This is a genomic window from Paenibacillus sp. FSL F4-0097, assembly GCF_038593125.1.
GTDB classification, from domain to species: Bacteria; Bacillota; Bacilli; order Paenibacillales; family Paenibacillaceae; genus Paenibacillus_AQ; species Paenibacillus_AQ odorifer.
The window spans coordinates 4982214-5006902 of the sequence record NZ_CP151965.1; the positions used below are offsets into that span (position 1 = coordinate 4982214).

19 protein-coding genes are annotated in these 24689 nt (G+C 45.7%); 2 read left to right on the top strand and 17 right to left on the bottom strand.

The genetic code is table 11. The annotated features are described in order from the left end of the window. Positions 1-5 precede the first annotated feature (5 nt). The gene (locus tag MHH86_RS22450; RefSeq protein ID WP_339809621.1) at positions 6-1451 is read left to right on the top strand and encodes a hypothetical protein; all 1446 of its coding nucleotides are present in this window, start codon (positions 6-8) and stop codon (positions 1449-1451) included. Positions 1452-1697: 246 nt separating this feature from the next. Next, positions 1698-1910: a hypothetical protein gene (locus MHH86_RS22455; RefSeq protein WP_038572647.1), complete on the top strand. Its 213-nt coding sequence runs from the start codon at positions 1698-1700 to the stop codon at positions 1908-1910. Between the two features lie 83 nt (positions 1911-1993). Here MHH86_RS22455 and MHH86_RS22460 read toward each other — a convergent pair whose 3' ends face one another. The 17 genes from MHH86_RS22460 to MHH86_RS22540 all read right to left on the bottom strand — a co-directional run bounded on the left by MHH86_RS22460 (position 1994) and on the right by MHH86_RS22540 (position 24672). Further along, complete coding sequence (locus tag MHH86_RS22460) at positions 1994-2305, bottom strand: hypothetical protein (RefSeq protein WP_036683223.1); 312 nt, start codon at positions 2303-2305, stop codon at positions 1994-1996. A gap of 120 nt (positions 2306-2425) precedes the next feature. Then, a complete protein-coding gene (locus tag MHH86_RS22465; protein ID WP_036683125.1) occupies positions 2426-3301 on the bottom strand; it encodes a cysteine ABC transporter substrate-binding protein in 876 nt (291 codons plus the stop codon). Between the two features lie 19 nt (positions 3302-3320). Beyond that, positions 3321-4076 (bottom strand): amino acid ABC transporter ATP-binding protein, encoded by a 756-nt coding sequence (locus tag MHH86_RS22470; protein ID WP_038572651.1) that lies wholly within the window; start codon positions 4074-4076, stop codon positions 3321-3323. A gap of 22 nt (positions 4077-4098) precedes the next feature. Then, positions 4099-4776, bottom strand: coding sequence for an amino acid ABC transporter permease (locus tag MHH86_RS22475; protein WP_036683130.1), 678 nt, complete (start codon positions 4774-4776; stop codon positions 4099-4101). Further along, on the bottom strand, positions 4757-5422 hold the full coding sequence (locus MHH86_RS22480) for an amino acid ABC transporter permease (RefSeq protein ID WP_339809618.1): 666 nt from the start codon (positions 5420-5422) through the stop codon (positions 4757-4759). Before MHH86_RS22480 ends, MHH86_RS22475 begins: the two co-directional genes overlap by 20 nt. 222 nt (positions 5423-5644) lie before the next feature. Next, on the bottom strand, positions 5645-6760 hold the full coding sequence (locus tag MHH86_RS22485) for a glycoside hydrolase family 88 protein (protein ID WP_076272186.1): 1116 nt from the start codon (positions 6758-6760) through the stop codon (positions 5645-5647). Then, positions 6750-8615: a DUF2264 domain-containing protein gene (locus tag MHH86_RS22490; protein WP_339809615.1), complete on the bottom strand. Its 1866-nt coding sequence runs from the start codon at positions 8613-8615 to the stop codon at positions 6750-6752. The genes MHH86_RS22485 and MHH86_RS22490 overlap by 11 nt, the downstream gene beginning before the upstream one ends. 24 nt (positions 8616-8639) lie before the next feature. Next, positions 8640-10238: a helix-turn-helix domain-containing protein gene (locus tag MHH86_RS22495; RefSeq protein WP_339809612.1), complete on the bottom strand. Its 1599-nt coding sequence runs from the start codon at positions 10236-10238 to the stop codon at positions 8640-8642. Beyond that, the gene (locus MHH86_RS22500; RefSeq protein ID WP_339809610.1) at positions 10213-12012 is read right to left on the bottom strand and encodes a sensor histidine kinase; all 1800 of its coding nucleotides are present in this window, start codon (positions 12010-12012) and stop codon (positions 10213-10215) included. The genes MHH86_RS22495 and MHH86_RS22500 overlap by 26 nt, the downstream gene beginning before the upstream one ends. Before the next feature lie 104 nt (positions 12013-12116). Then, entirely contained in the window at positions 12117-13481 is a 1365-nt protein-coding gene (locus tag MHH86_RS22505) for an extracellular solute-binding protein (protein WP_339809607.1), read from the bottom strand. A gap of 140 nt (positions 13482-13621) precedes the next feature. After that, entirely contained in the window at positions 13622-14404 is a 783-nt protein-coding gene (locus MHH86_RS22510; RefSeq protein ID WP_052097522.1) for a carbohydrate ABC transporter permease, read from the bottom strand. Between the two features lie 63 nt (positions 14405-14467). Further along, positions 14468-15373 (bottom strand): sugar ABC transporter permease, encoded by a 906-nt coding sequence (locus MHH86_RS22515; protein WP_036683142.1) that lies wholly within the window; start codon positions 15371-15373, stop codon positions 14468-14470. 193 nt (positions 15374-15566) lie between these two features. Next, the gene (locus MHH86_RS22520) at positions 15567-16949 is read right to left on the bottom strand and encodes an MATE family efflux transporter (protein WP_339809603.1); all 1383 of its coding nucleotides are present in this window, start codon (positions 16947-16949) and stop codon (positions 15567-15569) included. Between the two features lie 18 nt (positions 16950-16967). Then, on the bottom strand, positions 16968-17399 hold the full coding sequence (locus MHH86_RS22525) for a MarR family transcriptional regulator (RefSeq protein ID WP_339809600.1): 432 nt from the start codon (positions 17397-17399) through the stop codon (positions 16968-16970). Positions 17400-17555: 156 nt separating this feature from the next. Next, positions 17556-20486, bottom strand: coding sequence for an insulinase family protein (locus MHH86_RS22530; protein WP_339809595.1), 2931 nt, complete (start codon positions 20484-20486; stop codon positions 17556-17558). Between the two features lie 71 nt (positions 20487-20557). Next, complete coding sequence (locus MHH86_RS22535; protein ID WP_341144576.1) at positions 20558-22699, bottom strand: S-layer homology domain-containing protein; 2142 nt, start codon at positions 22697-22699, stop codon at positions 20558-20560. Between the two features lie 167 nt (positions 22700-22866). Beyond that, complete coding sequence (locus MHH86_RS22540) at positions 22867-24672, bottom strand: glycoside hydrolase family 20 zincin-like fold domain-containing protein (protein ID WP_339809592.1); 1806 nt, start codon at positions 24670-24672, stop codon at positions 22867-22869. Between the last annotated feature and the right edge of the window lie 17 nt (positions 24673-24689).

The following is a 24689-nucleotide window of genomic DNA, read 5'->3' on the forward strand; positions in this document are numbered from 1 at the left end:
AAATAATGGTGAAATTCAATATACACAAACTATTGTACGGCATATTCGTTATAGCCGCTATCTTGCTGATGTTCCCTAAATTTTCTTACAATGATCCCGATACCTTCTGGCATATAGAGCTAGGACAATATATGATCGAGCACGGACAAGTTCTACATCATGCCATACATACTTTTTACGGAAATAAGCTGCCCTACGTCCCTCATGAATTCGGATTCCAGCTGCTCGTTGCCCCGCTTTATGCAGCGTTTGGATGGCCGGGTGTGTATATTTTGACCGCTGTATGCTTGTTCTTTTTAGTGCTCGGATTGCTTCGGCTGGGTAAGGTTTCACGCAAAGAACTGGGACTTCCGGAAGACCATGTTCTCCTGCTCCCTTTTGTGCTGCTAATTTCTTGCTGGATTTATTATAATTATTTCAAAGGCCGTCCACAGATGATCTCTTCGTTTATGATTGTCTGGTTTTTCGTATATTTGCGTGAATATCAAATGAGTGCTCAAAAGAAATATGCCGCTGCGATGATTGCCCTTTCTATTGGCATTGCCAATTTCCATGCAGGAGTATGGCTTGTAATTGCTGTATTTACAGGGATGGCCTTGCTTGAATCATTGATCCAAAAAACGCTGAATGAGCGTAAAATTATAGTCTTCGGTCTCATCTGGTTAGTTGGCATTCTAAATCCAGGCGGCGTAAAAAGCCTCTTGTTTATTTTGACAGTAACGAAAAAGAACTTTAACCTGCTGATTAATGAATGGCAGCCGATTCGGTTCAATAGCTTGGATAATTTGCCCATTCTACTGTTGCTTTTGTTCTTTGCCTGCACACTTCCTTTTGCACTCCAGCGTAAACCGTTCCGTTTTTTTCTTATGCTTGGGATTCTATACCTCGGTGTATCAAACTTCAAGCAAAACCTGTTTATGTGGCTGTTCATTCCCTATTTTGCGGCTGTATTTTTTGATGCGCTTCCTGAGTTCACCAAAACAGGTATTCTAGTCCGACAAAGTACATTACGAGGGTTACTGGCAGTTGGTCTGCTGCTAAACATTGCTTATCTATTCCTTGTACCACCAGTTATTGACGCTAAAAAATATCCTGTAGATGAAATGGACTATATTCTGCAGCATACACCTGAAGGTACACGTCCCAAAGTTCTCGCCCACTACGGTTCATCCGGCTATGTCATGTTCCGAGGGGGAGCTGTGTTATGTGATGGCAGACAAGATCCCTTCGTGACAAAAGATTCTCTTGGCGTATTGGGTTGGACTGCTTTTGAACGCTCGATGCACGGATTCTCTGAATACCTTCCCGAGATCGTTAATTACGATCATCCCGATTATGTAATTACGAGCAAAAAGGTCTCATATAAGCTACTCAAGGAATGGACACAAAAATTCGGTCAGCCCGTATTTACAGGGACCTATGGCAGTGTCTTCTCGTTTATCCCAGAGTGATGATCCAGCTCGTTAATTCCTCACTCTGTAGAACGCAAAAAAAACGCTGACCTGAGGCAATCTAGCCAATAGTCACCGATCCGCAATTAAGTATTCTGATTAATAACATCCACATGGTAAGGATATACATAATTACGACAAATAAGAAAAATAAGTTAGTAAAATATCAAATCTAGCGTTGATTGTTCCGAAATTGTATAGTATTTTATGGAAGAAAGGTAATTTAAAAGAAGGGAGGAATTAAAAATGGACAAGATGTGTATGGAAATGATGATGAACATGTGTATGGATGATATGATGTCTAAGATGAACTGTATGAAGATGGGCATGGAAAAAATGTCTGAAATGGGCATGATGGATATGAACATGGATATGATGATGAAAAAAATGCAGGACTGCGATGAAATGATGACTATGTGTATGACAATGATGCGCGAAGGAATGCAAATGTCTAAGTAGCCTATAGACCATCGTAAGTTTGGCAGAGCAGACTAACTGCATGCCTTTTTTTATTTTCTTTTTTATCACAATGTGGGCTTAAATTATATCCTGATATATCTACTCTGAATCTTCTTCGATAGATTAATCCGTTCCTGCTTTAACTCCCAGATTTTCTCTTTCCACCGATACTGCTCTACTGGATCCACACTTTCTCTCAGCTTATTAAATAAATCCATTAATATTGCATTTATATCGTCGAATTGAATCCACAGCTCGTTCACACTTTGTTCTGTTGTCTCAGCATGAGAAGCCTTACTCAGCTTATTCAAACGGTCTATGATGTCAGCTTGCCACTGTCCATCGTTAATTGCTTTGGCGTAGTTTAGAAGATCCAGATAATCATCGACAGACATTTTCACCGACTCCTTATTCTTTGTATACCCAGTATTATACTCGGCATTATAGAAATTGCAATAGTCTATCAGCAGAAAAGGCATCTTCTCAGATGCCCCCGCAATGTTATTCCTAATCTGTTACTGGATTTTCCCGCCTTCAACAACAAGCTCATCGGTATATCCTTCACCGTAAATTTCATTTAAGGTTTCTTTATAGGCTTGATGGATAAATTGTTCTTTACCAAGGGTATCAAGTTCTGTATTAATCCAGTCCAATAATTCCTTATTCCCCTTTGCCACTGCTGGAGCAATTGTATCCTGACCCCCGAAAGCAGGAATGCTGACCGTAAATCCAGGATTCGATTTAGCCCAGGCAATGAGTTCTGTATTATCGTTAGCAATTGCCGCCCCCCGACCATCTTTAAGCGCTGCAAAAATCTCGGTGTACTGATCAAATTTGAGCAATTCAATATCCGGATATTCTTTGGTAAAATAGGTTTCCGCTGTCGTACCTTTAGCTACAATGAGCTTTTGCTTGTTCCCTTTTAATTGATCAATGGAAGTGATTGGAGCACTGTCTGGGGATACGATCCCAAAGGATAATTTCATGTACGGATTAGCAAAATCCACTTTTTCTTTTCTTTCCTCGGTGACCGTAAAGTTAGCCATAATGATATCAACCTTACCCGATTCAAGATAAGCCACGCGGCTGGCAGCATCAACTAACACAAATTCAACCTTCGATTCATCCCCCAGCAGATCCTTGGCAAAGCGTTTGGCAATATACACATCAAACCCTTGGTTTTTACCCTCAGCGTCCACATAACCAAAAGGTGGTTTGTCTGCAAATACGCCGATCTTAATCTTCCCTTTCTTCTTTAGCTGTTCAATAGAAGTGAATTTAGAAGATGCTGAGTTTCCATTGTTATCCGAACTATTGCCGCAAGCAGCCAATCCCATCAATAATATACTTACACCTACCAGCATCGTTAGCCATTTCAAACTTTTCTTCATTTCTCTTCCTCTCCTATTTCTATAATTTTTCGTACTGAAATATATCCAGAAAATGCTGGGCACGTTCTGTCGCAGGGTGGGTAAAAAATTGTTGCGGGGCAGCGATCTCACATATCTTGCCTTGATCCATAAACACGATCCGATCCCCAACCGATCTGGCAAACCCCATTTCATGAGTCACGATGATCATCGTCATTCCTTGCTGAGCAAGCCCTAAGATCACATCAAGCACTTCCCGAACCATTTCCGGATCCAAGGATGCCGTCACTTCATCAAATAACATAATCTCCGGATTCATACATAAAGCTCTTACTATAGCTATTCTCTGCTTTTGTCCACCGGAAAGCTGCCGTGGATAGTCAAGTTTACGCTCAAGCAGCCCAACCCGCTCTAAGAGCTGTTCCGCTTGCTGCGTTGCTTCTTTGAGCTCTCTCTTTTGTACTTTCAGAGGACCTAAAAGAATGTTATCCATAACCGTCATATGCGGGAATAACTCATAATTTTGAAAGACCATTCCGATATGCTGCCTAACTTCACGCCAATCTACAGCAGCCCCCGCAAGGTTCTGCCCACGATATTGTATCGCCCCTTCCTGAACCGGCTCCAAACCGTTAAGACAACGCAGGAACGTACTTTTTCCACAGCCAGAGGGACCGAGAATAACGATTACTTCTCCTTTTGCCACCTGCAATTCAATGCCGTCCAGAACCTTTCGCTCTCCAAAATATTTGTGTAATTGTGTAACCTCCAGCAGGAGTTCTCCGGAATCTGCCATTACAACCGTTCCTTCCTAAGCCTTAATTTTGCCATCTGCTTTCAACTTTTTTCGAAAGTCTGGATAACGGAAAACATACAGAAAAATATAATATAAAGATAAAGCCGTATACCCAGAAGGAAGCGGTGGGCGCTTTTATCACGCCGAGTTCAATAATCTGCTGCCCGATCTTTACCACCTCAATCACTCCAATCAGCACCACCAGTGATGTTGTCTTGATCATTCGTGTGGCAAGATTAATCATTCCCGGCAGCATTCTGCGTACAGCCTGCGGAATCAAAATATGCCGATAAAGTTGACTGCTGCTCAGACCTAGCGCCCTGGCAGATTCCACCTGATGTTTTGGCATAGATTGCAAAGCTCCACGAACAAGATCCCCAATCTCCGCAGCTCCCCATAAGCTGAACACCAATATAGAGGTAGCCTCCCCGCTGATATCGATATGAAGTAATGGAGAGAAACTGAAATGTACTACATACAGCCACACTAGAATCGGAATAATTCTAAAGGTCTCCAAATAAAGACGTAATATAAACCTTAAAGGCCTCGATCCCAGCGTCCGGAGCAATCCCATAAGGATACCTAATAACGTACCGATTCCAATAGAGAGGAATGAAATTTCAATCGTTACAAGTAAGCCCCCTAATAATCGTTCGAAATTAGAACCTTCAAAAAGCACCTCAATCCCCGAATTCTGCATATCTCACCTTCCTTTCCACCCAAGTCAATAAAAGCGATAAGGGCAGGACTAACACAAAATAGGCGAGTACCAGAAGGAGCAGAGACTCCGCTGTTTTGTAATGCATGCCGATCAAGTCTTTTGCCACATTCATCAAATCCATTAAAGCAATGGCACCTACAATAGAGGTCTCCTTCAGAAGAAAGATCGCATTTGCCCCTAAAGAAGGAATACTTATCGCAAAGGCTTGGGGAAAAATAACATATCTGATCAGCTGCAGCTTAGACAGTCCAATGCTCTGACCTGATTCAATCTGCGATTGGCTAACTGCCTCGAACCCACCACGAAAAGCCTCCGTCATATAGCTCCCGCCCAAAAATGTCATGCCTACAATCGCACAGGTCATCTCACTAAAGTGAATTCCGATCTTAGGTAAGCCATAGTAAAGAAAAAAGAGCTGCACAAGTAAAGGGGTGTTCCGTGAAAGCTCAATGTAGATCTTAATAACATCACTAACGATTTTGACTTTATAGTACAAGACGATACTGAACAGTAAGCCAATAAGGAGTGAGAAGACAATAGCTAACAACGCTAGCTTCACTGTCAGCCACATCGCCTCACTATAAAGCGGCAAACTCTCATAGATAAACTTCCAGTCTAAATTCATATCTGAGTAACCCGATCCCCTTTTCTTAATTTCTAATAATTATCAAAATCTTACATTAAACCTTACGTGTGGTGATATGATTTTATTCATACTATTCCAAGTAAATAACTACGTTTTAAATTTCTTGTATAGTAGTCCACAAAAAAAAGAAAACCGCTAAGAGATTAGTCTTAGCAGTTTCCTTTTTCTATAGGCTAAACCTTTCCACATTCTAACATCCCACTACCAATAGCCTCGGATGCCAGTCTGCAAGCGGATCAACGCTTCCAAATAATAATAATCTCCCCAAATCATATGACCATCAGGCACACGTCCACCTCTCACATGATAAGAACCATGCTCTAAAAGTCCCTCTGCTTCCGGATTTCCAGATGTCGCATAATGTTCCACTAGGGATTTCATGCTACGGTGTAAAGCAACTTCATAAATGGCCCGGTCCGGATCATCTACGCCTAGGTGATCGAGCAGTTCCAAAAGACCGGCCGCAGCAATCGCCGAAGCCGAGCTGTCGCGAGGGGTATCCGCTCCCACTGGCACATCGAAATCCCAATAAGCCACACTGTCCTCCGGTAGATGGCTGATAAAATAATCCGCTAGGCTCTTAGAGGTCTTAAGAAAATCCTCATTCTGCGTATAGCGATACGCCAGAGCAAAACCGTATATTCCCCAAGCTTGACCCCGTGTCCAGGTCGATCCGTCCTCATAACCTTGATGTGTTCCTCCACGAATTGCATTTCCGGTAGCCGGATCAAAATAAAAAGTATGGTAAGAGGAGGCATCCCCACGCACAAGAAATTTCCGGCTCTTAAACGCATGTTCGAGCGCTATTTCATAATAGCGCTTATCTCCTGTTTCCTCCGCTGCCCAGAACAATAGAGGTAAATTCATCAAGCAGTCAATAATAATACGTCCCGCATTCTCCGGGTCACTCTCCAGTCCCCAGGCCTGAAGAATCCCTGCTGGTTCACGCCAGCGCTTGCACAGCGTGTCCGCAGCTTGCAGGCCGACAGCTCGCGCCGCTTCGCTGCCCGTTATTTTCCACTCCGCTACTGCAGTCAGTGTATACAAGAAACCAATATCATGATGGTCCAGGGCAATGTGCTGATCCAGACGATGCTTGAAGTCCCCTAACCAAGAGGCTGCCGCCTCCTTATAGCATGAATCCTTACTATATTCATAAGCAAGCCACATCATCCCAACATAGAAACCCTCTATCCAGTCGTCGTTGTCTCCCCATTCGTACTGTTGCCCCTCAGCGATATGAGGCAGTTTGCCCGGATGGTTAGCAATATTGCTCCCAACTTTGTGAATCGCATCCTCAATAGCCTTATTCCACATCTTTGTTTCTCCCTTCCCTTAAATCAACAGTATGCAAAAGTGTATCGTTACTAGGTTCGTATACAGCAACCCTTCCGTCCGAGTGCCATTGAATAAGCGGTGGTGAAGAAAGACTTGCCTGGTTCTCCGGAGTATTCGTCGCTCCGAAGACAGCAGATATCAATACTTGATCTCCCGGTTCCAGTCTGGAGCACAAGCTCGGAAGAAGTGTCCGCGGCTTCAGCAGATTGGTATTCGGCTCGGGATGTACGCACTCTCCCCGATCAAAGCCGCTTAGCCTATGTATGGCACTGATTCCCCAGGGCAGCTGCACCGAAACAGCAGTGTTTGATACCTTAATGGTTTCCCGTTCACTGTGCGAGAAGCCAGCTGACTGGCCAATGGCAAATCCACCCTCCGCTACATCCAGCCGCCGGGCAGTATGAATGCTGTGAACACGAACATGCCATAGACCTGCCGGAATAATCCATGTCTCCACGTGTACATCACTCCAGGGATGCCAGCGGGAATATACATAGCTGTCTCCGATTTCCCAGGTCTCGCAGAATCTGCGTACCCGATAGTGTTCATCACATTCGCATAGTGCGAGTGTAGAATCGTAAGCGCCTTGAACCAACCCGTAACCCGCTTTCGGGACACTAAAGCCAAACAGAGTGGAATATGCAAATTTAGAATATTTGGCTGCGCTATGGGCCATATCAAAGTTAGCCATCTGGCCAGAGGTATAGGCAATAACATGCCGATTTGCTTCCGGGCGACTCACTAGCATACGCGCCTCTTGGAGAGCCCGTACCTCTTTCAAAATAGGCAGCGGCTCTTCCTCCGCCTGCCAAAAAGGATGATCATCTGGCAAGGCAAGAATAAGCATAGCTTTAAAGGCCCAATACGGAGATCCGGGGGCGTTGTAGCTCTCTGTCATGACTAGATTCGGATAAGCATATCCGATGCTAAGCAGTCCGTCTAATCCCATAATAGGTTGTTCAAACCACCAACGAAAATGACGCATAATGATTCCTTTAAGAACGCCATATGAAAAAGGAACCACTTCTGCATACACCAGCGCACTCCAGAAAGAAACCTGTGCAAAACGATAGGTCAGGCTACGACCAAAAGGAAGTGCACTTCCGTCCTCAGCGAACCAATAAATGAAATCCTCGGCAAATCGTGCGGATCTTTCCCGATAAACAGCAGCTCTCTGAGGATCATCATCCGCCATCAGCTTAGCGTATATCAGCGTATAATAATGCATAGCAAAAGCAATATAATAATCCCTCTGATCGGTCAATCCATCGGAATACCAACCGTCACCAAGATAGTAATTATCGATCTGCGCTAGATAATCATCCATTATGCTCTGATCATAAGGTAATCCGACTTTCTTGAAGCCCACATTCACAAGAACCGTGAACATCAGCCAGTTATTCGGATTGGAACGATCCACATGATTAATCTGATTCAGCCAGTTATATACATTCATTTTCTGCGTGTCGCTCAGCGGCTCCCACATTTTATGTGGTGCAAGAGCAAGCCCCAATCCCAACACGGCCTGCTCTACCATACGCTGATCTTTGGTAGTAAATCGCCCCCAATATTCTTCATGCTCCGGGTCTGTTCCGTTGATGATCCCTTCCAGAAACATCGGCCAAAGTGCACTTTCCCCTCCACCGCTGGCATGGGGAACAAGGCCCCATAGAGGACGGGCGAAAGCTTCCATAAGCGCCGTAGCCTCATTGTAAATCGATCCTGTAGCGCCCATATTAATTCCTGCACAACCAGAGGTAAATCTGCTCTCCAGTGGAGTATATAGTTCATTTAGGAACATCTGTAATTCATTTCTAGTGCCCTTTATTTCCACAGCAATGTTTCCTCCTGTCCACACTTAATGCCAAGCCGCATATTCACTAGGCCTCATGCCCATTTCCCGTTTAAACAGCTTGATGAAATAACTTTTGTTGGCATATCCCAGATACTCGGAGATCTCTTCCACTGTCTTTTCAGATTGGTTAAGCAGCTCCTTTGCCTTCTGAAGCTTTAGCATATTTACATATTCAATGAAGTTCTGGTTTGTTTCCCGTTTGAATAAGCGGCTGAAATAACTGGCATTTAAGTTAAGGCGGCCTGCCATGTCCTCCAGTGTTATTTTCTCTGTCACATGACTAATCACGAACTGCTGGGCTTTGATGACCTCACTCCGTTTAGACTTGATGGAGAACATACTTATTTTCCGCGCTAATTCCTCTAAGTACTGCACCAGCCATTGTTCCAAATGCTCCAGAGTTTCAATGTCACCAACCACGCTAAATAGCTTTTCTTCGGTTATAGGCAATGGAGATTGCAGAAGCTGTTTCGTCTTCATCTGCAAGTCCATCAGCAAGCGAAGCACACATTCCTTGACTTCATTCGGATGGAATTTTTGCGAGGCCACCCATTCTCTCCATTCCTTTACATGAACGCGAAGCTCCGTGTTCCTGTTCAAGGCAATATCATCATTGATAACAGCGTATAAGGTTCCATATTCAGCATAAATATCTTCTCCGGAAAAGCAGACTTCTTCAAAACGGTGGATTCCCGCCGCAGGGAGATAAAAGCGCTGTATTTTCTCCCTCAGCATCCGCTGCAATGTTCCGCGAATTTCCTCAGGACTGCGCGCCTCAGCGCCAAATAAGCAAGAGACAGAGAGTTTAAGATATTTCTGAACCGCAGAGGCTGCATTTTGAATGGAGTGATAGATTGCCTGGTGATCTTTGGAAGGCTGGTCGCTACAAAAGAGAATGACAATCTCCTTATGGCTGTATCTCGAAATAAACAGACTGTGATCAGCCTCAAGCACTTCCTGCATAATATTCTCAACCGCAAAAGAAATCGTATATTCACTCATCCGGCGCACCCTTGAAGCTTCCTCTGGACGGTCAATTACAATAACCAGCGGGATATAGTTTTTGGCATGGATCATAATTCCGTTTGAGCGGGCCTGCTCGATCCAAGTCCCCTTGTCCCAGGATTGATACAAGGTATCTTTTAGAAACTTTTCCTTCAGCGCGGCGCGATTTTGAGACTGCTTTTGCTTATAAACCAGCATCTCCGTATGCTGCTGCCTATTCAGTCCCACTTCCGCCACAAGGGTTCTAATCGCTTGCTGTAACTGCTCAATATCCAGTGATTCCTTTAAAATATATTCTCCTACGTTTAATTTCAGCGCTTGCTGGGCGTATTTGAATTCGTTGTGGCAGGAGAGAATAATCGCACGGATTCCGGGCTGCACAGCTCTGAATAGCTCCAGCATCTCCAGCCCGTTCATCTTGGGCATGCCAATATCGGTAATAATGAGATCTGGTGGACTCTGCTGTGCTTTTTCCCAAGCCTCGAGACCGCTATAATAACATCCGGTGAGTTCAATACCGAGCTCGCTCCAAGGTACGGCCTGCGACAAATAACGGATAACCGGATAGTCATCATCCACCAATATTGCCGTCAGCATTCTCCACACCCACCTTTCCGTAATTCAGAGGAAACTCCAGACAAATCTCCGTGCCCACATCAGGTTCACTTTGAATATTCAGCTTAAAAGAAGCGCCATAAATCATACTGAGGCGTTGGGCCACATTGCGTAAACCTATGCCGGAGAACCCTTTTCTGTCCTCCTCTGTAATTTGTTCGCTGCTGTATGCGGTTTCACGAAGTCTTGTTAAATTTTCCGGTGACATCCCGATCCCATTATCCTTAATGGTGATAACCAAGCTTCCCGTAGTTGCAACAATACGAGCTTCAATAAAAATCTCGCCACCAAACTGCTCGAAGCCATGGATGATGGCATTCTCGATCATGGGCTGAATCATAAATCGAGGCACCAGTGCTTCAGCGCTCCCGTCCGCTAAATTCATTTCCAGCCTGACCTGATTGGCATGGCGGAAATTCATTAAAGTGACATAATGCGATATCGTATCTGTCTCCTCACAAAGCGGGATAAACTCATTGTCCCTGTTAAAGGTCATACGGAGCAAAGACGACAGCGAACCAATCAACTCAGCATTCTCCCGATCGCCTTGCATCAGAATATTTAAGCGAATCGAATTCAGCAGATTAAACATAAAATGTGGATTGATCTGCGCTTGTAGCATCTCTAGTTCGGCTTTTCTTTTTCCCGTCTGTTCATAAGTGATTTGTTCAATCATAGACTCGATCCGATCCAGCATCTGGTCAATGGTGCGGGCGAGCTGTGCTGCCTCATTATTCCCTCGAATGAACGAACGTTCATCTAACTGACCACGACCTATTCGCTTTACAAAAGCGCTTAATTTTACGATAGGCTGAGTCAGCTTTGAGATTAGAACGGTTAAGAGAACGGAAAACAAGGTAAAGAAAAGAATCTGCACCGCCAGGCTGATAAATAAAATCTGCTTATTTTTTGACAAGGCTGCCTTCAGCGGGATAATGCTGACCATCCGCCATTTGTTGCTGCTCAGCTCCTGATCAACATATAAAAACTTTTCTCCGTCGATTTCCACAGTGTCAAGCTCGCCATCCTTTTTCAACCACGTCATCGTCTCTCCGATTCGGGCCTTATCAGCATGGGAAACTACAGTTCCCTTGTCATCCAAAAGCATCATCTCTTTATCATTATCGTTATTTAGATAAGGACGGAGCTTGCGCTCATTGATATTAATAATTAAATATCCGATGGTACTGCTAGAGGTCGATTGAATCGGCCTTGCAATGGTTACCCAATCAGCTGAGCCTTTATCAGAATAATTGTAGTACGTATCGTGCTCCGCTCTCCAATAAGTCGAGATGGGTTGAATTTGTTTCAGCAACGATGTCCAATTCTTGTTGTAGAAATTTTTCGGGTTAAAGTCACTGTAAGGATAGCTGGTATAAATAAGACCATTTTTTCCGATTAACGTCACCTTCAAATATTCTGTTAAAACAAACATATCATCCAGCATCCGCGACATACGGTTATACTGAATGATCTGCTTTGGTGCACGGAGCGACTCTGAATCGGCAGACATCATCTGCCTGATCTCGCTGTTCTGGAGCACAAAGTTGGACTGTTCCAGTGTCTGTTCAAATATGGCATTCATATTGGCGCTGGCTGCATTTAAAGATTCTCTTGCGCTACCAACCGCTTTCTCCAGAATGAGATCCCGGGTCAAATAATCAGTAACCATGTAAATGCAGATCAGCGGGATCAGGACGCAGATCAGCGATGACCAGACAAGTTTCTTACGGAGGGATTGATGCTTTCTAAACACGGATTACAGGCCCCACATCTGTTTGAATTTGGAGCAGGAGGCAGAAATGCTTTCCTGCCCCCACATTATAAGCCCCCTTTGAAAAGCGTACAATCAGCCTCCGCTTACTTTCCGCTATTGTTCTGAACAACTTCCGTTATTTTTTTATCGATATTGGCAACTGTGACATCCAGATCCTGTTGGCCTAGGAGATACATCTCCGCTTCTGGAATAACGTTGTTCTTAGCTTCATCCGCATATTTAGCCGGAACTTGCGTTGCACCAGGTGTCGAGTTCTCCATCGTATATTTCAGAGAATCGACATCAATCTTAGAGGCATCCTTAGAACCACTCACAATTGTATCCACTAATTTGTTCGTATCCGATTTGGCCCAGCCAGAGAAAACGCGTCCACCGATTTCAAGTCCTTCTGAGGTATACCAGCGCACAAAGGTATAGGCAGCCTCCTTATGCTTGGATTTAGCGGCTATTCCCATGTAGGTCGGCTGTACGGGTGAGTAGTGTTTGCTCTCACTCTCAAGTCGGGGAATCGGCGCAAACGCGGTAACAAAGGTTGCCGGAATGGCATCCGTTCCACCCGATTCCGCAACCATCCAGTCGCCCATCGGAAGCATCGCTGCTAAACCGTTAAAATACTGATTCCGGTAAGCTAGTTTTTGCGAAATAATATCCTCATAAGGAGTGGCACTCTTATCTTCGTACATCATTTTCTTCATCATCTGCAGATTAGCCTTAAATTGCGGGTCAAGTGCATTGGAGGTTCCATCAGCTTTTAGAAAAGTATTATCCGTAGACTTGCTCATCAGTTGGAGCTGGAAATAATCCGGCCAATTATGCAGATACGCGCCAAAACGTTTCGTTGCGCCCTCGCCCTTGGTCAATTTCTTGGCATACTCTTCGAAATCCGCCCATGTCCAATCTGTCGGAACCGGAAGGCCTGCTTCATCTAACATTTCTTTGTTAAGGAGCACGAACCAGCGCTGCATGGAAGACGGTAACGCATAGATTTTGCCATTGACCGTAGTGTCCACCAGATATTCATCTGCGAGCTTATAACCTTCCTTCTGAATATAGTCATCCATCGGTTCCAATAACCCGATATCTGCACGCTGTGAATAGTTGGTATAAGGCAGTTCGACAATATCCAGCGGATCGCTCGCAGCCGCCATCAAATCCAGCTTCTGCATAGAGGCAACCGAATCACCTTTTTCATTCAGCAAATCTACTTCCACATGAATATCGGGATGCGTCTTCTCAAACTCCGTGATAATCGTGCTCCATTTCGCTTTGGCTTCTGTCTGCCAGGTGCTCAGCTTCAGGGTAACCTTCTCTGCTGCAGGCTTTGAATTTCCACCAGCATCGGGTGCATTAGTCGCTCCTGCATTATTGGTTTTCGCATTTCCGCCGCAAGCGGCCAATGATAACGCCATCGATGTGATGATGAATGCAGATAATAATTTCTTTTTCATTTAGACCCTCCTATAAATGTGTTGGGCATCACTCGCTTAATAACCAGTGACTATGTAACTGCTTACAAGAACATCCTAACATGCAGGATTGACGAGGAAAGTTCTCATATTCTACCGAAGAGAAACTATTTTGACTTTTATTATCCTTTCACACCTCCGAGGGCAATTCCCTCAATAACCTGCTTCTGTCCGAGTGCAAAAATGATGAGCAACGGCAGAATTGCAGATACCGCACCAGCCATCATGAGTGAATAGACATCCCCGTATTGATCCCCGAACAACCGGATCCCCAGCTGAATCGTAAACAACTCTTTAGATTTCAAAAAAATGAGTGGATATTGATAGTCGTTCCAGGTCCAAATAAAGCGCAAAATAGCATAAGTAGCTACAGCGGGACGGATCAGCGGAAAGGCAATCTGTAGAAAAGAGCGAAAATGCCCTGCTCCATCCATCCGCGCCGATTCAAGATACTCGTTGTTTACCCCCATAAAAAATTGCTTGAGCATAAACGCTCCAATAATACTAAAGCTGTTAATCAGGATCAATCCCAAATGTGTGTCAATTAAATTCAGCCAGTTAAACAGTAGAAACTGTGGAACCAACGAAGCCTGCGGAGGAACCATATAAAGTGCCAATACAACTATAAACATCGCATCCCTGCCCGGAAAACGCAGCTTGGAGAACCCATAAGCAGCAAGTGCGCATATCAGCACATTAATTATAGTCGTAGCCAGCGTAATATAAATGGAATTTCCATAATAGCGAGCGAAGTCACCCGACCATACCTGTTTATAATTTTCAATGAGGTTCCACTGCTGTGGCAACCATTGAATCGGAAAGTTAAACACATCTTTCTCCAGCTTAAAGGAAGTGGATAACATCCATAGGAACGGTAAAAGAAATGCGATACCTAGCAGTCCCATGGCGATGGTCCAGAAGGTTCTGGATAGAAGCTCTTTTTTCACTGTAATTTCTCCTTTCCGCCTTTAATAGTTGACCCATTTTTTTTGCGCCAACATCTGCAAGGCTGTAATGATCAGGCAAATAAGGAACAGAACGAGTGCCATGCTAGAGGCGTAACCTGTCTTCAGCTGATTGAAGGCTGTATCATATAACTCGTAGACGATAACGGTCGTGGAGTTAGCCGGTCCACCCTGGGTCAATACTTGTATCAGATCAAAGATTTTAAATGAGCCGATAACCCCTGTTACCAGCAGGAAAAAGGTAGTTGGCGAAATGCAGGGAACCGTGATGTTGCGGAATTTGCGCCAGACGTTGGCACCATCAATATCAGCTGCTTCATAAAGATCCTTTGGAATACTCTGTAAACCTGCAATAAAAATAATAATGTTGTAACCGAGCTGAATCCAGACTTGAATCAACATCAGCGACGGCAGAGCATAATGGATATCAGCTAACCATTTGGGTGGGTTGTTCCACCCCAGTGACATCAGGAATTGATTGACGGGTCCCAGCGAAGGGTGAAACATAACCTGCCAAACCATAGCGATGGCTACTACACTGGAGATATAAGGAAGGAAATAAATCACTTTAAACAAATCCTTCAGAAAAACCTGTTTATCAATCAGGATAGCCAGCAGCAGGGCAACGATGATCGTAACCGGTACTGTGATAATAAAGAGCAAATTGTTCAGCAAGCTTTTCATAAAAGCATCATCATGAAACAGCCTGATGAAATTATCCACGCCCGCGAACTTAATCCCCCCTAACCCAGCCACAAAGTTCCAGTCCGTGAAGCTTAACAGCAGTGAGCCCAGCACCGGGATCAACGTCAAGATGATCAGCCCAAGCATAAGCGGTGCAACGAATAGATACCCCGCCATCGCTTCGCGTGTGTCCATGTTAAGATGAAACCTTTTTTTGCGTATCATAGTTCTCCTCCTTTACTTATCCATAATTGTAGAAAAAGTAAGCAGTCATCATAAGAACTAGAATTGTTCATTTTGGAACGAATTTTACCGATCCAGCAGTTTTATATTCCTTTTGCACAACGCAAAAAAAAAGCGCGAGCTAAGCTCCCGCAGCAAACAAAATCCATATTGAGTTTTACATAAAGCAATCGCGTTATCCCGGCGTAACCTCTACAGCGCCTTTTCCATCCCCGCCCGCACTATTCAGTTTTTTCCGAAAAATCATAAACAAAACCACACCCATCACACTCGTTATTACCTCAGTCACAGTCATCGACCAAATCACACCGTGCAGGCCAAAAATAGAATGCAATACGATAATCATCGGTATAAATAATACACCTTGGCTTATTGCCATAATAGTAGTGGGTGTGCCTTGCCCCGTTGCTTGAAAAATGCTCATAAATAATCCTGTAAATCCATTAAATAAAGCGGAGATCAGCATAGCTGCCAAAATATAAGTTCCCATGCTTAACACAGAAGGATCGCCTGAGAACCAATGAAGAATCGTTCCTCTAAACACATATACTAGACTCACAAAAACAACTGCAATGCCGCCTATATATGCAAAAGCGTATTTGATGCTGGATTTAAGTCTCTCCGTATTTTTACTAGCAAAGTTAAAAGCAAATAGCGGAATCAATCCCAAAAATAAACCCATCGATAAAAATTCTGGAATCTGCACAATTCTTAAAGCCACACCAAATCCGGCGACCACACTCTCCCCATATTGAATGGAATAGTTATTTAACAAAAGCGTGCTGACAATTAAAAAACTGGCTTGCAATAGCTCGGCTGTACCTATTTTATAAACCTCAAGCTGATCTCGTACAGATATCTTAAAATGCTTCAAAAATCCTCTTAAATGCTCACTTTTCGTTTCCAAAAAGTAAATATAATAAATAGCAGAGCCCAAATTTGCTAAAACCATAGCCAAAGCAGCCCCGGCAACATGCCAATTCAGCACGAGAATAAATATAGGATCAAAAATCAAACTTAAAGCCGTACTGATAAAAATACCATACATTGATTCCTTCGAGGCCCCTTCCGAACGGACCAGTTGTTCCAATGCAAAATTAAGCACAACAGCAAATCCGCCTGCAAAAAGAGTGAGCGCGTAAGACTTCGTAAAGTCTAAGGTAGCAGCATCTGCACCAAGCATTCGCGTGATCGGATTAATAGCTAACCAAGCGATGAGCGCGATAAGAAGCCCCACTACAATACTCCCGTAAAAAGTATATCCGGCAACCTTTTTCCCTTTTTCCGTCTCTTTTTGCCCCGCCAAGCGGGTTACAAATGTTCCTCCGCCTACCCCCAATACATTTCCAAAAGCCATTAAAAAGGTAAAAATAGGCAGGCCCAGCGTGATTGCGGTCAGCATACTTGTATTGTGCAATAAGCCGATGAAGTAAGCATTGATTACATTATAAATAGTACCCACAGACATCCCAATCATCATGGGAATCGATAAATGAGCGATCGCTTTTTTCATGGGCGCCGACTCTAAATAATATTGATTTGAGAACTCATTTGTCATAAGTGAACCTCCGAACGTTTATAAACTTGAACTAACTTTTTGAAGTAAAGACTTTAGGGTTGCAGTTTCTTCCGGACTAAGCGTCTTAGTAATGCTTGCTTCTACCTCAGAGAAAATCTCATTGAACTCTTCCACTAAAAGAGCACCTTTTTCCAATACAAAAATACTCTTTTGACGTTCATCATTTTCAGGAGTGACACGCTGGATATACCCTTTCTTCTCCAACCCCTGAAGCATACTGGTGATGCTCGCCCCCTTCCTGTTAAAGACCTCCGCTAAATCCTTCTGAATAACCCCTTCTGCTTGATTCTCAAAAATATAGCCGATCATGCGGCCTTGTTGTGAGTTCAGACCTAACTCATTTAACCTGGTGTCAGCTGTACCTTTTATTTTTATCCCAATCTCTCGTATTAAATTAGAAAATGGTGTGTCTACAACGGGTTTGTTCATTGTTATTTCCTCCTCTTGCGGATTAGTTAGAACTCTAAGTAACATCATTATCATAATAGTTAGAGCTCTAACTGTCAAGGTTCTAACTAAATACAAAAAAACTCCTCTCCAGCACTTGTCGGCAGACAGGTACTGAAGAGGCGTTTATAGAGAAAATTACATTACTAGTTCTTCTAGGTTTCCGAATAAGACTTTTTTCGATTCCAACTTGGAGGCATTGCCGACAACTGTGAAATAATTTTGTTCCGTCACAGCCTTAAGCAAATCGGCATACTGTCTGATGTCTTCCGGTGTGGTCGACAAGATTTCATCCCGTTCCTGCTGCAGCTCGGCCCCGGTTACCTGCTCAAAATAATGCCGGTCCGCCCGCCGTCCCTGAGCGCTTGGGCTCAGCGGCTGGTCCAGCATGGATAGGGTGCCGATAACTGCTTTGGTCATCTCGTCGGCATCCGCTTCATATCCTTCGGTGAATCGGTACGCCTGATCATAAACCTCCAGCGTCTCCTGCAAATTGGGATCACGGTAGGAAGTGAACATCAATATCCCATCTCTGCGCAGCATCAGGCTTCCGCCATAAGCTCCGCCCTTCACGCGCACGGCATTCCACAGATAGGTGAGGCTCATGATTTTTTTGAGCACCTGCATTTTGCCGGAATACGTAAATCCCAGCTTGTTGAAGTCGTAGCCTTTAACCACATATTGCACCTGGCTGGAAGACATAAAACCTTCATTATCCGCATGCCCCTGCGCCGTAATCTTAGGTTTATTCACCACTGGCCGATCCTGAATATCCAGCTTCGCTACATTAGCGGCAAATTCTTCATACAAATCAGGGGTACCCGTCACGCTGATGATTAAATTCTGTTTATTGAATAAAACCGCACAGATATCCTTCAGCGTGTCTGCCACCTCAGCTCCCTGCTGATCGATCTTCTCGGCAAGCTCACGGATAAAGCGGTAATAGGCCACACCACCCTGTTGTTCCTGATACGCTCCCATGTCCGAAAAATAAGACATCAGGCGGCTGGCCGCAATTTCATTGCCTTTTTGATTCAGAACTGATTCCATCTGCGAAGCTTCCCGGCGCACGATTTCCTGCAGCTTCGTCAGATTATCAAGCGCGCTGGTATAGAGCAGCTCGCGCAGCAGATCCAGCGATTCGCCAATATGCCCCGCCATCACCTTAACCTGCGCAGTGAATTTAGGCTGATAACTGGCTCCAGTATCTTTTGCAGCGCCAAAGATCTCATTTTTGAAATGAATGCCTCCGGTTTTGATCCCAATTTCACTAGTGAGCTCTTCAATGCTGTAAGAAGCTGTCTCCATTTGGCCCAATACCTCTGCCAGCAGCACAAGATAAGGAATTTGCTCAGGAGCCACAACACTCGTATCCCAATAAAACTTGCAATACGCAATCTTTTGAGTAGATACGTCATGATGGATCAGCTTTAGACCCTCAAGGTTATATTCATGGGATGGCACCTGAGGTTCAGCACTGCGGTTAATGTCCTGTAGAGATAAACTTGGCAGCTTCTGCAAATCCTCGGCAGCATCTGCACGGCCTTGCCGCGCCAGAAGATGCTGTGTACTCTGCACAAGCTGCTCCAGCTGGTCTGGTTGCTGTGATGATTTGTATTCACTTAATTGACGCTGGGTGCTCGCTTCCTTGTCGGCTGCAATCGTCTTGGACGGGTTCAGCACCACCAGACTGCAATGATCACTATTCAGTAAGTAGACCTCAATCAGATTCTCAAAATAACGATCCGTTATTTTTTCCCGAATGGTAGTGAATACCTCTTCATAAAGCATATGAGTAGACGGCTGACCGTCATAGAGCCAGGACTTCATCACTTCGATATTGTAAGTAAGTCCCTTTGGATATCGGCTAAAGTCCGCTTCCCGCAGTTCAAATTCCTTGCTGTTGACCGCCGCCAGCACCAGCTTCTCATCCAGCCCGTTCTTAACCAAGCTGCTTAATGTGGTCTTCACCAGCTCCACGAAGGCATCTTTGGCGGAGGCGTTCGAATGTGTCAGGGTAATGCCAAGCAGCGGCTGAACCATACTGTCGGAATAAAAAGCAAAGGCATCTTTACCCAGACCGCTTTCCAGCAGGGCTTGCTTAAGCGGAGCTGCATTGCTGTCCATCAGCATGCTTTTCAAAATATCAAAAGCCAGATTCAGTTCCCGATCCGTAGAGGTTCCAATTACATAGTTCAGACTCAAATAAGTTTTGTCGTCGGCCGTTTCTGCTTCCAGAATCGGATAATCCGCTACCAGCTCCGTCATTCCGGTAGGCTGTTGTAGGGGAATGGAGGTATCAAAGCTGTTTTTTTCATAACGGCTAAGGTATTCCTGGTCTATAAATTGCAGCTTCTCTTCAATAGAGACGTCTCCGTACAGATAAAAATAACTGTTGGACGGGTGATAATAATTGCTGTGCGCCTTAAGGAATTGCTCATACGTAAGCGCAGGAATCTCCTGCGGATCTCCACCTGAAGAATGGCGGTAAATCGTGTCTGGATACAACGACTTTTTGATCCTGTCCATCAGCACTGTAAACGGCGAGGAATAGGAACCCTTCATCTCGTTGTAAACCACGCCTTTATAGATCAACTCGTCTTCTGTTTGCTGAAGCTCGTAATGCCAGCCCTCTTGCTCAAAAATCTCCTTTTGCTTATAAATATTCGGCTGAAATACACTATCCAGGTAGACCTCCATCAGATTGGAGAAATCCTGCTCATTCCGGCTCGCCACCGGATACATCGTCTTATCCCCAAACGTAAATGCGTTCAGGAATGTCTGCATCGAGCCCTTTAGCAATTCTACAAAAGGTTCCTTCACCGGATATTTCTCCGAACCACATAATACAGAATGCTCCAAAATATGAAAGACCCCTGTACTATCTTCAGGAGGGGTCCTGAAGCTCACGCTGAATACCTTGTTGTCATCCTGATTCTGCACGAAAAGCAGCCTGGCGCCGCTCTTCAGATGTTCCATCGTGAATACGGCGGAATCGATCTCCCGGATAAATTCCTCATTAACGACCTGAAATCCATAATATATGTTGCCTGTGATCAAGCGGCTCATAGATTTGCCTCCTCTGCACTGGATGTGATAACTCTATCTGAAGCTTATCATATCCCTGGACGTTTATTCCATTAATAGAAGGCTTCCGGGATTAATTTCTGCAGTCTGACTAAAATTGCCGCTGCCTGCTCACGCACCAGAATCTGCTTAGGATCGAAACGGCCCCCGCTGCCGGTCATTACTTCATGTTCATTCACGGCCTGAATCGCCTGGAGGCTCGCCTCTGACAAACTGGAAGTATCGGCAAACTTCACACGGTCCGGGCTGCCGTACGTAGACAACCGGGCAGCTTTGGTTATCATATCCGCCGCTTCTTCCCGCGTAATACCGCGGTCCGGTTCGAACTTGCCGGCTGAAGAGCTGATAATGCCCAGCTCCTCAGCCTTGGCGATGGTACCGCTGTACCATTTGTCCGCCGGAACATCCTTAAAGCTAGAAGTGGCCTTGGCATCGGGGAACTCATGCAATAGCCGCAACAGCAGGGTCAGAAATTCAGCCCGGGTCAGCTTCTGCTTAGGAGCCAGCACATTTCCGCTGGCACTCACGCCCTGAATATATCCGCTGCTGAGCGCTGTTGCGATATCCAAACGTGCCCAAGCTGCGACTTTATTGGCATCCGTAAAGCTGGCCAATTCCGGGGAAGAGACATGCAGCGCAAACGTCCGTTTGGAAAGTGCTGGAGCGGCATCTTTACGGTATTTGGTGACTTGCACAGGATAGACACCGGGCTTCATCCCGGCAAAAGACACCTTTCCCGTGCTGTCAGCCACTACGCTTTTTCCTTGAAGTGTCACTGTAGCGCCGAAAGCCGGAAGACCGCCCAGCTGACCGTTTGACTTGGTGATATGGAGGGAAAACGGCATATTGGCGCTTGCGTATCCACCCATTTCCTGGCCGTTTTTATCTTTCCACTTCACTTCCATCCGGTCAAGCAGTTCTGTGCCGTCCGCGTAGTAAACGAGCAGCTGATCCCCATTGCCTATCGTCAGTCTGTACGGGCTATTCTCAGGATACATCCATGCACTGCCCCCGCTGAATACAGCAATCTTCCATTCTCCGCGTCCATTGTATCGCCCGTTCTGAATCCCTTCTATAGCTGTGAAGGCAGGTTTAGCTGCATCCGCATTCAACTTATACGCTAAACCCTTTGCCTGTAAAAAGGCTGCCGCTGCCTTCACAGCATCTCCGCCAACAATATGCCCCCCGGCAAGGGTGCCACCGGGTCCTTCGACCTGAATCGTTGCCCGGTCAAGTCCAGCATGATGTAGTCCGCTATACAGCATGCCAGCCTGCTTGGACAGCAGCTTATAGGAAGTCAAGGCAAGGTAGGCTTGCACAGTAGCGGGACTATCGTTTCCTCCGCCTGCTGTCTGCGCAAAGCCGCCACCCGGAAGCTTCCGCGCCAGCAAATGGTCCAGCAACGAGGCTCCGCCTTCCTTGGTGAAATCTGCTGCATCAACTCCCTGCGAGGATAAAGCAACAATCACCTGCGCTGTCGTCGTAGTTTTACCATCGAATCCTCCGTCTAGCTGCTGCTTGCTCTTAAGCCACTGCAAAGCCTTCTCAATCGGCTGAGCAGTTTGTTCTGAACTCACTTCCGAAGCAAGTGCCGTCAGTACCCAGGCAGTAGCTACCAGATCTCCTTGCTTCTGTCCGGCCAGCGGCCAGCTGCCATCCGCTAGCTGCATATCAAGCAGCTGATAAAACAGCAAATCGGGGTAACGGTTTGTCCGCTCCAATGAATTTGAAATGGAGTTCTTCGAGGTAATATAGGCGGCTGCTACCGCTGCTGCCCCTTCCGAATCAATTCCGTCATGGTTCATCAGGAATGGATAAAGATCAATACCCGCGATGTTGTTGATGTTGCCCCCCGCAGCACTGTAAGCCAACGCTGTTCGAGTTAGCTCTGCCACCTTGGTGAACTTGCCCCGCTGTTCCAGAATCTTATCGGCAGTCTGCTCCAGATATCCCTTGGGCAGACTGCGCCCATTCTTGAAGAAACCTACGGCTGCTTCGTCCGGGAATGGCTGTATCGTAAGCAGCACATTCTGCGCCCCTTCCAAGGTACTCTGCATCTCCGCTGTGAATACCGCGGTTGTCTTTTGTGCCGGAGACGGCTCCGCCATTACCCTGCCACTCAGCAAAACAAGCAAAATACATAATGCGGTAAGTGTAACCTTCCTTATCGTCCTGTTTATGGGTGTTGCTCTCATATTCATTCTCCTCCAATGTAGTTTGCTAGAACTTTATAAGGTTAGACGCAGCGAAATGGGATTTTGTTCCTGACTATGTTTCAATATACATTTTTATCCAGATAAGAATAACAAAAGACCGCACAGCTACCCGCTTACACGGTAGCCGTACGATCTTTTCAAAACCTTTATTCAGCCTGACCAAACCCCAGCTCACGGTATAATGTCTGCTCCAGATAATCGTGAAGATAGAACCGGGATTTCACAAAATGCTCCGCCATATCGGATGGCTGGTAACGCTCCAAAACCGCTTTCATGCGAGGCAAAACGTTCTCACGTCCACGGCGATTTCTCATGTAATTGTTCAGCAGCGAATGCCATTCCGCATCGTCTCCCGGATAGAGCTCCCAGCGGTAGACATATTTGTGGATCGCCCGCGAACGGTCCGTCGCCGCTTCAAAATCATGCATAATGGCAATCAGCTCTGCTTCATCCTTATGATCCTTCACCTTGTCCAGCAGCTTCCAGATAACATCATAATAATCTTCCAGCTGATAATTCCCGAGCTGAGCATGACCTGTTCTAGGATCAATGCCATGAAACCGCTCCATGAATCGATCGATAAATGTTGAGGCGTCCGCTTTGCGGTTCCAGGCCAAATCGGCGTGCAGCAGCATCGGATACCACGTTGTCTCGAAGATACCATAAGGAACGCCAAGGCTGAACGGCCCCGTCCAGTTCGTGGCGACGATGCAACCGAGGTCCAGCTTCTCCGCTGTCTCCGCCCATTGGAGCAGATTATCCGTCCGGTTCAATAGTACCGGATAATTCTGATGTTCAGCCCAGTCAAAGCTGCGAACCGCCGGTGCTCCCATAACCTCGATACCTAGTGACCTGAATTTATCCGCAAGAGAGGAAACCTCAGCTTCGATATTACGTCCGTTGTATATCCAGATCATCGCCGCACTCCGCTTATCCAGCTTTGCCAGTTCTTCCGGCGGGCATTTGTCCAGCATGTCATGCCAGAAAATCGCTTTTTTACCACGGCTGGCTGTAAATTCAATCAAAGTGTTCAAAAAAGCGATAAACGCCCGCTCCCGTACCCCTCCGAACAACGTTTTACAGCGTTCGCATTCACATAAGCTGTACACCTCGTCGCAGCCGAGGTGAATATAACGGGAATCAGGATGGGCATCCATCATCCCCTGTAACAGATCGGTAATCAGCTCGAAGGATTCCGGATGCGACGGGCAGATCTCCCCGAGGGATAACTCCGTTTCGCGCAAGTGCCGCCAGGTGTCGTGGCGGAGCACATACTCCAGATGCCCAAAACTCTGCTGCAGCGGAATGATCTCAATAAAATTTTCATGGGCTGTGCGTTTCAGCTCCTCTAGCTGTGTGAGGCTTAATGAATGCTGTGGATGCACGAATTCCGGGTACTTCTGGAACGGGAATTTATCTTCGTATTCAATCAGAACCGCATTCGTTTTATACCGGGCAAAATCCGCCAAATACGATAGCAGCAGCTCTGGCTTGGAAAATGTCTGGCGAAGATCAAAGTTCATCGCCCGCAAAGTAGTGTCAGGCCAGTCCGCGATAGACACGGCAGGAACTTCCCCTACTGACTTACGCAGTTGTAGTAACGTTTGCAGCCCGTAAAACAGACCCAGCGCATCCAGTGCACGGATTACCACCCGGCGCTCCGACACCTCCAGCCTGTACCCTTCCGCCCGGCCGTTAAGCAATTTCAGATCCACTTCATCTGGCTGTGCTCCTTCCGTTTCTGGCTGCGAGAGACTCTGAAGAATAAGTGAATATCCTTTTCCCGAGATAACATGTGTACATTCCAGCTCCGGAAACGAGCGGCGGCAATGAACCACCAGTCTCGGATCATGCCGCTCCATGTAGAGGCTCAGACTTACACCCTCGCTGAACAGAAAAGCTTCGCCCTCTTTCACTTGGATCTGCTTCGGTTGCGGTATCAAGCTCTGCATCGTTCTCCTCCTAATCT